General features: G+C 71.2%; 7 protein-coding genes. 3 read left to right on the forward strand and 4 right to left on the reverse strand.

Annotated features, from left to right (window positions below; translation table 11 throughout):
• Window positions 1–766: 766 nt before the first annotated feature.
• Together ACFQV6_RS14180 and ACFQV6_RS14185 are read right to left on the reverse strand one after the other, a co-directional pair.
• On the reverse strand, window positions 767–1816 hold the full coding sequence (locus ACFQV6_RS14180; protein WP_378027915.1) for a sporulation protein: 1050 nt from the start codon (window positions 1814–1816) through the stop codon (window positions 767–769).
• A 178-nt stretch (window positions 1817–1994) separates the two neighbouring features.
• Window positions 1995–2798 carry an SAM-dependent methyltransferase gene (locus tag ACFQV6_RS14185; protein ID WP_378027916.1) on the reverse strand — a complete coding sequence of 268 codons (804 nt, stop codon included), beginning with the start codon at window positions 2796–2798 and terminating at the stop codon, window positions 1995–1997.
• 151 nt (window positions 2799–2949) lie between these two features.
• On the opposite strand from ACFQV6_RS14185, the gene ACFQV6_RS14190 reads away from it, so the two are divergent.
• A complete protein-coding gene (locus ACFQV6_RS14190; RefSeq protein ID WP_378027917.1) occupies window positions 2950–3420 on the forward strand; it encodes a hypothetical protein in 471 nt (156 codons plus the stop codon).
• 67 nt (window positions 3421–3487) lie between these two features.
• On the opposite strand, the gene ACFQV6_RS14195 is transcribed toward ACFQV6_RS14190, so the two are convergent.
• Complete coding sequence (locus tag ACFQV6_RS14195; protein WP_378027918.1) at window positions 3488–5638, reverse strand: glycoside hydrolase family 15 protein; 2151 nt, start codon at window positions 5636–5638, stop codon at window positions 3488–3490.
• 55 nt (window positions 5639–5693) lie between these two features.
• The gene (locus tag ACFQV6_RS14200; protein WP_378027919.1) at window positions 5694–8012 is read right to left on the reverse strand and encodes a PAS domain S-box protein; all 2319 of its coding nucleotides are present in this window, start codon (window positions 8010–8012) and stop codon (window positions 5694–5696) included.
• 78 nt (window positions 8013–8090) lie between these two features.
• On the opposite strand from ACFQV6_RS14200, the gene ACFQV6_RS14205 reads away from it, so the two are divergent.
• Window positions 8091–8888, forward strand: a complete 798-nt coding sequence (locus ACFQV6_RS14205) for an SAM-dependent methyltransferase (protein WP_378027920.1) — start codon at window positions 8091–8093, stop codon at window positions 8886–8888.
• A 543-nt stretch (window positions 8889–9431) separates the two neighbouring features.
• Window positions 9432–9743: a DUF3817 domain-containing protein gene (locus tag ACFQV6_RS14210; RefSeq protein WP_378027921.1), complete on the forward strand. Its 312-nt coding sequence runs from the start codon at window positions 9432–9434 to the stop codon at window positions 9741–9743.
• Window positions 9744–9840: the final 97 nt, after the last annotated feature.

Below are 9840 nucleotides of genomic sequence, written 5' to 3' on the forward strand. Positions count from 1 at the left end.
CGGCGTCGTGTGAGGGTCCGGCGTCGTGTGAGGGTCCGGCGTCGTGTGAGGGTCCGGCGTCGTGTGAGGGTCCGGCGTCGTGTGAGGGTCCGGCGTCACTGCCGGTGCTCAGGAGGTCGGGCGGCGTCGCTTCGCCGTCGGACTCAACAGGCGCAGGTGCACACCCGGAGATAGTCGACGAAGCGGCGCCGGATCAGGCACTTGCTCCGATTCATGCCCTGAACGTAGACGGCGGACATGCCCGGCGTCAGCCTCTTTGTGACCCAGCCCACATACATTTCCCATAGAGTGAATGGGATATGGTTCCTGTTGAGTGGCCGGTCACTCTCAGTGCGCTTTATATCGTACGGTCGACGCAAAGCTCTCCAGGAGCCGGCGCGACCTCGCCTGCAACGCGAGCCTTTGCCACGACCGCCGGGCTGAGATCGGTGGTCCAGCCCACCCCACCCGCCCCGCCCTCTTGACCCACCGCTCACGCCCAGCCCGCTCCCCCAGCTGGCGCTCAGCGGCGCCGAAACGCTCCCGGGGCACCCCTCACGCCCAGCCGAGTGGACCGGCTGGCGCTCAGCGGTGCCGAAACGCTCCCGGGGCACCCCTCACGCCCAGCCGAGTGGACCGGCTGGCGCTCAGCGGTGCCGGAATGCTCTGGGGGCACCGCTGAGAGCCAGCTCGGTGGATCGGGCGGGGCGGGGGTTGCGCTTCGGGCGAGGCGTGCACGAAAAACGGGGCGAGAGAGTTTCTCTCGCCCCGTTCACGATGGGGTTGGCTACTCCTCGAAGTCGCCGCCGAAGTCTTCGGCTACGTCCTCGATGGCCTCGCCGACGAAGTAGCCGGCGGCGAGACCGCCTGCCACACCCAGTGCGGCTCCGCCCATGCCGCCGCCGTGCCCGCGACCGTGGCCGCGGTAGTGACCGTGGTGGCCGTGGCCCGGCTGACCGTAACCGGGCTGGCCGTAGCCGGGCTGGCCGTAGCCGGGCTGGCCGTAACCCTGCTGGGGGTGGCCGTAGGCGGCGGGGGCGCCGAAGCCGGGCATCGACTTGCGGCGGTCGACGGCCTGGCGGACCCAGCCCTCGACGACCTGGCGCCAGTCGGTGGTGTCGGCGTCGGCGTGTGACACGGTGTAGCGGCCGTACGTGTCGTGGCCCTGGGTGAAGAGGCCGCCGCGCTTGTCGAACTCCAGCACGACCTCGACGGAGTGCGGGCTGGTGACGAACGTCAGCTCGACCTCGTTGATGCCGCCCTGGGCGAACTGCTGCGGCGGGAAGTATTCGATCTCCTGGTAGAACGGGAGCGTCTGGTGGACGCCGTAGATCTGCCCGTACTCCAGGTCGGCGGACTTGAACTGGAAGCCCAACTGGCTGAACGCGTCGAGGATGCGCTGCTGGATCGGCAGCGGGTGCACGTGCACCGCGTCCAGGTCGCCCTTGTCGATGGCGCGGGCGATCGCGACCTCGGTGCGGACGCCCATCACCATGCCGCGCAACGGCTGACCGTAGACCGTGGTGATCGGCGTTTCCCACGGCATGTCGAACCGGAACGGCAGGGAGGCCTGCTGGCCGGCGCCGATCCGCATCGGGCCGGTCACCGGGACCCGGAGGAAGTCGCTGACGGTCGAGTAGTCGCTGCCGCCGCTCTCCACCTCCATCCGCGTGACAAGGCCCAGGGTGATGTGCTCGATGTCCTGGTCCTGGGTGCCGCCGACCAGGTTGACCTGGCCGGTCAGGGGCGCGCCCGGGTAGGTGCTGGGGTTGGACAGCACGGTGTCCACGCTGAGCCCGCCCACACCGAGGGCACCGAGCAGCTTCTTGAAGACCACGATTTACTCCCGCTTAGAACCCGTCAGGATCGGAAAACTAGCAACGCCCGCTGAACGAACGCTGAGAAATCGCCGCTTCCACTCGATCTTTCCCTCGGCCGAGGCGTCACCGCGGCCTGCGGCCCGCAGCCGCGGCCCGCAGCCCGCGGATTGCGGATTGCGGATCGCGGGCCCCGCGTCACCGGGGCTTGCGGCCGACCGCGCCGTACATCGAGGTCTCGGCCGCGGTGGGCCGCTCGTCGGAGTCGGGCCGCCAGTCGCAGATCGGCACGACGCCCGGGTCGATCAGCTCCAGGCCGTCGAAGAAGCGGCCGAAGCAGTCCTTGTCACGCGGCCAGGCGTCGACGTGGCCGGTGGCGAGCATCGCGTCATACATCGCGGCGGTCTGCGGCGGGATGAAGTCCTTCGTCGAGTTGGTCGCCACCAGGAAGCTGCCGGGCGCGGCCGCGGCGAGCAACTCCCGGACCACCTCGCGGGCCTGCTCGTCGTCCTTGATGAAGTGCAGGACGGCGATCAGCAGGATGGCGACCGGCCGGGACAGGTCGATCGTCTCCTTCAGCTCGGCGGAGTCGAGGATGGTGCCGGGGTGGCGCAGGTCGCCGTTCACATACGTCGTGGTCCCGCCGACCATCAGCGCGCGGGCGTGGGTGAGCACCATCGGGTCGTTGTCGACGTAGACGACCTTGGACTCCGGTGCGATCGCGCGGGCCACCTCGTGGGTGTTGTCCGGGGCGGGCAGGCCGGTGCCGATGTCGATGAACTGCCGGATCCCGGCCTCGCCGGCCAGGTGGCGGATGACCCGGTTGTGGAAGGCGCGGCCCTGCTGGGCGGCGATCCGGATCGCGGGGAACGCGTCGGCGATCCGGTCGCCGGACTCCCGGTCGATCTGGAAGTGGTCCTTGCCGCCCAGCCAGTAGTTCCACCGGCGTGCCGGCGAGACGGTCTGCTGATCCACTGTGGGTGCTGCGTCTCCGCTGGTCACGGGAGTCCTCCAGGCCGAATGTGAGGTCGGTGGGAAGCACATCCTAGCGGCACGCGGCGCCGCCGTGGGATCGCTGTGTCCACATAGGACTTCCAGGACCGCCGAGTACGGCATATTCTTCCCGGGCGACCAACGCCCGAAGGGTTGACCGTTGGCCATCCAAGCGCCGCCGTACCGGCCCGTGCTCCCCGGCATCCCGCCGGGGGATTCGTCGCGCCGCGGTGACGGTTCGACGATCGCCGTGACACTGAAATACGCCCCGCTCGCGTTCCTGCTCGGGCTCTACACCCCGGTGCTGGAGGTCGACGGGCAGCCGGTTCCGGCGAGCTGGGGCCGGGTGGTCACCTCGGTGACGCTCGGGCCGCACCACGTCCACGTGCACGTTCCCTATCTGATGCCGTCCCGGATCGGCGTGGCCGAGACCGACGTCGTGGCCGTGCCCGGCCGCACTGTCGAGCTGGAATACCGGGCTCCGCTGCTCTCGTTCATGGCGGGCGCGATCGGTTCACCGCCGCAGCGCTATCCGGGTCTGGCCGCGGCGGTGATCCTGCTCGTGGTCACGGTGATGCTGGCCGGCTGCGCCTGCCTGGGCCTGATCCTGTCGGCCGACGTCCCCCGGTGATGGCAGGTCAGCGCAGGTCCGGTCAGCGCATGTCCGGTCAGCGCAGGTCCGGTCAGCGCAGGTCCGGTCAGCGCAGGTAACGGGCGGCCACCACCGCGGGCTGCTCCAGGACGCGGCCCGCCTCGATGTCGCGGGCCAGCCGCAGATATTGCGCGTGTGACCAGGTCAGCGGCGTGGCCGAGGTGGTCGGGGTGCCCGGCTCGCGATAGGGCGGCCGCAGGTCCCAGACCTGTTCCGGCAGGAGCAGCCCCGATCCGGCGGCACGGGCCATGGTCCGCAGCTGCTCGCGAGCCGCCCGGTCCCGGCCGGAGGCGATCAGGTACTCCCCGCGCTCGCCGTTGAGCAGCGGCCACGCCCGGCCCCGGGTGATCAGGGAGTCGGCCGGGAACGGATAGTCCCACTGGCTGCCGTCGGCCTTCTCGCCGTAGCCGTCGAACGAGGCCCGGTACCAGAAGAGGCCCCGCGCGGTGGGCACGCCGAGCTGCTCGTCGACGACGGTGAGGCTGTTGCGGATCACCGGGTCGGCGGCCGGCAGCACACCGAGCCGCACCAGTTCGAGGAAGCCGGGGTCGACGACCCGGCGCTGGTCAACGCCGGACGGCCCGCTGTCGCCGATGTCGTAGGTGGTTCCGGCGTCCGGCCGGCCGTCCTTGGTCAGGCGCAGGAAGTAGGGCGAGGACGAGTACGGCCCGGTGCTGGTGACCGTCCAGCCCTTGACCCTGCTCTGCCACTCGTCGGCGGTCGCCAGATAACGCGCCGACGACGCGGCGTCCCCGTTGGCGCGGGCGATCGACGCCGCGCAGACCAGCCCGGCGATCTCGGCGGCGATGGTGGCCGGCGAATACCCGGACTGGTTCTCCCAGCGGTCCTGCGGGCTCCACGGCGCCCGGTTACCGTCCTGCTCGAAGCCGAGCAGGAAGTCCGCCGCCCGCTTCACCCCCGACCATGTCCGGGCATCGGTGCGGCCGAGCTGGTACGCCAGCACGATCGGCAGCGCGACCTCGTCGAGTTGCAGCCCCTCCCAGACCGGGGTGCCGTCGATGCGGGAGTTCTGCGGGAACGAGCCGTCGGGCTTCTGCTGCACGGTGAACAGGTAGTCCAGCGCCCGCCCGGCACCGGCCCGGTCGCCGGCGGCCAGCAGCCCGGTCGCGATCTGGTAGAGGTCGCGTGCCCAGACCAGGTGGTAGGGGCCGGACGGGTCGTCGCGCCCGAACGCCCACGGCGCGGCGGGGGCGGCCACGTAGGCGCCGCGGTGGGTCTTGTCCTCGGTGGCGGCGAGGACCATCGCGGAGACCCGGAAGAGGCGGCGGTCCGCGGCGGCCGGCGGGCGGTGGATGCCGTCGAGGTAGCGGGACCAGCCGTGGGCGTACTCGCGGGCGACCGCCGGGAAGCCGCGGCGCAGTGTGGACGCGGTGAGCGCGCGGGCCTCGGTGGCTGTGGGCGCGAAGCCGAGGGCGAGGGTCGCGGAGCGGTGGCCCGGGCGCCCGGTTAGGGTGGTTTCGCCGGTCTGCACCAGGCTGCCGGGTGCGGCGGCGGGGGCGCGCAGGTCCATCCGGCCGTCCGCCAGCAGGTCGGTCCAGCCGTCGGAGACGCCGGCGTGTCCGCTGGAGGTGGCGGTGAAGCTCGGCGAGGCCGCGAAGGCGCTTGTCACCGGCCCATCAGAAGCAAGAAGCGCATCGCGTACGGTGCGCCCCGCGTCGTTGCCACGGGTGTTGCCGAGGGCCGGGTCGTAGATCGCGTAGAGCCGGTACGGGCGGTCACCGCGAGTGGTCAGCCGCAGGTCGACGAGGACGGCCGCGGAGCGCGGGTCGGTCGTGTACGCGGCGGACAGCCGCCACCGGCCGGACCGCTCGGTGAAGGTCTGCCGATAGCTGAGGCTGCGCTCGCCGGTCAGCGTCGTGGTGACGGTGGCGGCCTCCTCGGCGCGGACCGCGTGACCGCCGGGGCCGGCCAGCACGAACTGGAGGGCGCGGACGCTCGGTGTGCCGAGGTCGGGATAGAAGACCTCGCCGAGGCCGCCGGAGCGCTGGACGGTGGCCCAGACCTTGCTGCGGGTGTCCGCCGAGGTGAGGAAGCCGGACTTGTCCGCCGGGAGGTACTGCTCGTCCGTACCCTCTGCCGGTGCTCTTTCCGGTGTTGCTGTTGCCTCTGCTCGTGGGGCCGGAAGCAGGGCGAGGGTCGTCACCAGTAGGGCGGAAGCCAGTCTCCGGTACGCCATGAAGTCCGGTCTACACCCGCTCGCGCCACCTCGCATCCTGAGACCGGCGTCGATGTCAGGGCTTGGCCTGGAGCTCGTCGTGCAGCGCTCGCATCAGCTCGGCGCTGGTGAACGGCTTCTCCAGGAGGTGGACCTCGGCGGACAGGGTGCCGTGAGTGGTGAGGACCGGCTGGGCGTAACCGGACATGAACAGCACCTTGGTGGCCGGCCACGACCTGCTGACCGCGGCGGCCAGGTCCCTGCCCAGCATGCCCGGCATGATCACGTCGGTGAGCAGGACGTCGACGCTGTGCGAGGCGGCCAGCCGCAGCGCCTCGTCACCGCTGCCGGCGGCCAGGACGGTGTAGCCGCCGCGGTGCAGGATCCGGCAGGTCACCTCGCGCAGCGCGTCCTCGTCCTCCACCACGAGGACCGTCGCGCCGTGCCCGGTGAGCCCGGCGACCGACTCCTCCGGCGCGGCCTCCTGCGCCTGCACCTCGGTCGCCGGCAGCAGGATCGTGAAGGTGGTGCCGATGCCGGTCTCGGAGTAGATCTGCACGGTGCCGCCGGCCTGCGTGATGATGCCGTAGACGGTGGCCAGGCCGAGGCCGGTGCCCTGCCCGCTGGGCTTGGTGGTGAAGAACGGCTCGAACGCCTTGTCGATCACCTCCTTCGGCATGCCGGTGCCGGTGTCGGAGACGCGCAGGCGTACGTAGCGGCCGGGGCTGAGGCCGGCGCGGGCAGCGGCGTGCTCGGCGTCCACCGGCACCAGGGCGGTGTCGATGGTGAGCCGGCCACCGGTGGGCATCGCGTCGCGGGCGTTGACGGCCAGGTTGACCAGGACCTGTTCCAGCTGACCCGGATCGGCCATCACCGACGGCAGGCCGGCCGTGGTCCGTACGGTCAGCGCGATGTGCTCCCCCAGTGACCGGTCGAGCATCTGGTGCACCTCGGTGACCACGGTGTTCAGGTTCAGCGGGCGCGGCCGGATCACCTCACGGCGGGCGAAGGCCAGCAGCTGGTGTGTCAGGTCGCTGCCCCGCCGGGCGGCCCGGGCGATCTGCTCGGCGTCCACGGCGGGCGGGCTGCCCGCGGCGTCCTCGATGATGAACGAGGCGTAGTTGAGGATCACCGCGAGCAGGTTGTTGAAGTCGTGCGCGATGCCGCCGGCCAGCTGGCCGAGGCTCTCCAGCCGCTGCGCCTGCTGCATCCGGGCCTCGAGCCGCTGCCGATCGGTCTCCTCGCGCAGCCGGCGTCGTTCCTCCTCGGCGGCGAGGCGCTCGGTGATGTCGCGGACGACCACCACGATCACCATGCCGGTGTCGGTGTGCAGGGAGCTGCACGCGATGTCGACGGGCAGTTCGCCGCCGCCCCGGTGCAGCGCCCGGCGGGAGGCCCAGCGCTGGTCGACCGGCTCGCCGGGCTCGGCGAGGGCTCGTTCGGTGTCCAGCGGCGTGCTGTCACCGCCGGTGCGCAGGACCGCCGAGATCGGCGGCAGGCCGTCCGGCAGCAGCAGGTCGAGCGGCATGTGCAGCAGGTCGTAGCGCGGGTGCCCGAAGAGCCGCTCGGCCTCCGCGTTGACCAGGACCACCTCGCCGGACTCACCCACGCCCAGCATCGCGTCCGGTGCGGCGTCGAGGATCGCCTGCACCCGGGCCTCGGCACGCTCCCGGTCGCTGATGTCCCGGCCGATCGTGGTGGTGCCGATGATCGAGCCGCGCTCGTCGAGCAGCGGGGAGATCAGCATCGAGACCGCCACGATCTCGCCCTTGGCGTTCTGGCGCAGGCTGCGGTACCGGTCCACCCGGCCGCCGAGGCGGACCAGCAGCCGGACCTGCTCCTCGTCGTTGCGGCGGGTCACCGGGATGATCTCGTCGATCGGTTTGCCGATCATGTCGGCCGCCGGGTGACCGTAGAGGATCTCGGCGCCGGGGTTCCAGGAGAGCACCCGGCCCTCCAGGTCGGCGGTGACGATCGCGTCGTGCGACGACTGCACCACGGACGCCAGCAGCGCCCGGGTCCGGGCCGCTTCGCGCTGGGTGGTGTCGTCGCGGAGCACTGCGGTCACGTACGTCTCGCCGTCGGGCGCGGTGACCGCGGAGAGTGAGACCTCGACGGCGAAGACACTGCCGTCGCCGCGCCGGCCGCGCAGCGGCAGCCTGCGCAGTGGCGGATGCGCCCCACTGAGGTACGCCAACCGGTGGCCCGGATGCTGTTCCCTGACCTCGTCCGGCACCAGGACGTCGACGGGCGAGCCCACCAGTGTCTCGGCGGGGTACCCGAACATGTCGTGGGCCCGGCGGTTGGCCAGGGTGATGGTGCCGTCCGAGCGGCTGACGATGATCGCATCCGGGGCGGTGTCGAGCAGGAGCCCCGGGACCTCGCGTGACTCCACCGCTACCTCCCGCCCCCTAAAGTACGTCTATTCGGATATTCCGGTTATGAGGATCCAGAATCTGGGCATCGTGAGTTGGTGAGCACGACGCCCGAACTGCCAGCCACCATCGACCCGAACCGTCCCAGCGCGGCCCGTATCTACGACGCGTTCCTCGGCGGCACCCACAACTTCGCCGCCGACCGCGCCGTGGCCGCCCGCGCCGTCGAGCTGGTACCGGAACTCCCGGAGATCGCCCAGGCCAACCGGGCCTTCCTGCAACGGGCCGTCCGGTACGCCACCGGCCACGGGATCCGCCAGTTCCTCGACCTGGGCTCGGGCATACCCACCGAACGCAACGTGCACGAGGTGGCCCGGGAGGCTGTCCCCGACGCGCGGGTGGTCTACGTCGACATCGATCCGGCGGCTGTTCTGTACGCGCGGCATCTGCTCGGCGAGGAGCCGGGGATCACTGTGGTTCACGGCGATCTGCAGCAGCCGGAAGTTCTGCTGGCCGAGCCGGCGGTGCGCGGGCTGCTCGATCTGAGCCTGCCGGTCGCGGTTCTGATGGTCTCGGTGCTGCATTTCGTCTCCGATGGGCCGGGGATCGAGGCGGCTCTGAGCGCTTATCGGGAGGCGGTGGTGCCTGGCAGCCAGCTTGCTGTCACGCATGCCACGACCAGCGCGCGGCCGGATGCGATGGAGCGGGTGGCTGATCTTTACACCCGTACCGGGACGGCTCTGGTGCCGCGGGACGAGGAGGAGGTGGCGCGGTTCTTCGCCGGGTGGGAGCTGGTGGAGCCTGGTTTGGTGTACGGGCAGTTGTGGCGGCCGGAGCAGGCTTCGGCGCAGGATCCGTCGCGGTATCTCACGCTGGCGGGTGTCGGCGTGCGTTAGGTCCGACGGGGCGGTCCGTTGGGCGGTCCGCTGGGCGGTCGGCTGGGCGGTCCGCTGGGCGGTCGGCTGGGCGGTCGGCTGGGCGGTCGGCTGGGCGGTCGGCTGGGCGGTCCCAGCCGTCGCACTCGTCCTCGGGTTCTCTCAGGGTGGCGTTGATCAGGTCCGGGTCGAGCAGGTCCAGGAGGTCCGGGCCGGAGTGGCCGGTGTCGACTGTTCCGCCGATCAGGCCGAGCAGGGCGGCACAGTTACGCCCGTAGCCCTGCACCATGCGATCCACCCGGGTCGGGTGACCGCAGCGGCGGCAGGGGCGCATCCGCTCCGGACGGGACAGGTCGGCCACCGGTCCAGTATCGGCCATCCCGATCACTCCCACAGCAAACGCTCATCTTCCACCCCGCTAACCTCAACGTTCCTCAGCGCTCGCGGCGCTGCTCAGCGCCTGAGGCGCCAGCCGGTGCCGTGCGGCGCTCAGGCAATGCGCGGCGCTCGCGGCGCTGCTCGGCACTCTGGGCACTTTCGGCACGGTCAAGAAAGGGCAGGTCGGTGGACGCGTTCCGCATCTTCCGGATCACCGCGGTCGCGGAGGCGATCTCGTGGACCGGGCTACTGGTCGGCATGTACCTGAAGCACGTCACGCACACCACCGAAGCCGGCGTGTGGCTCTTCGGCCGGCTGCACGGCGCGCTGTTCGTCGCCTACCTGGCCGCAACACTGTGGGCCGCGCGATCCGAACGCTGGTCCCTGTGGCGCACCCTGTTCGGCCTGGCCGCCTCCATCCCACCCCTCACCACCCTCATCTTCGAACGCTGGGTCTCCAAGCGCCGCCCCGAACCAGCCCCCGCCCCAGCCCTCTGAACAACGCCCTCCCCAGTTCGCCGCCCAAGACCCCAGCCAGGCTGGCGCTGAGCGGGGCCGCACGGCCAAAAACACCCCCTCACCACCAGCCGGGCAA

Origin of the sequence: Actinoplanes sp. GCM10030250 (assembly GCF_042666575.1) — a bacterium.
Classification (GTDB): domain Bacteria; phylum Actinomycetota; class Actinomycetes; order Mycobacteriales; family Micromonosporaceae; genus Actinoplanes.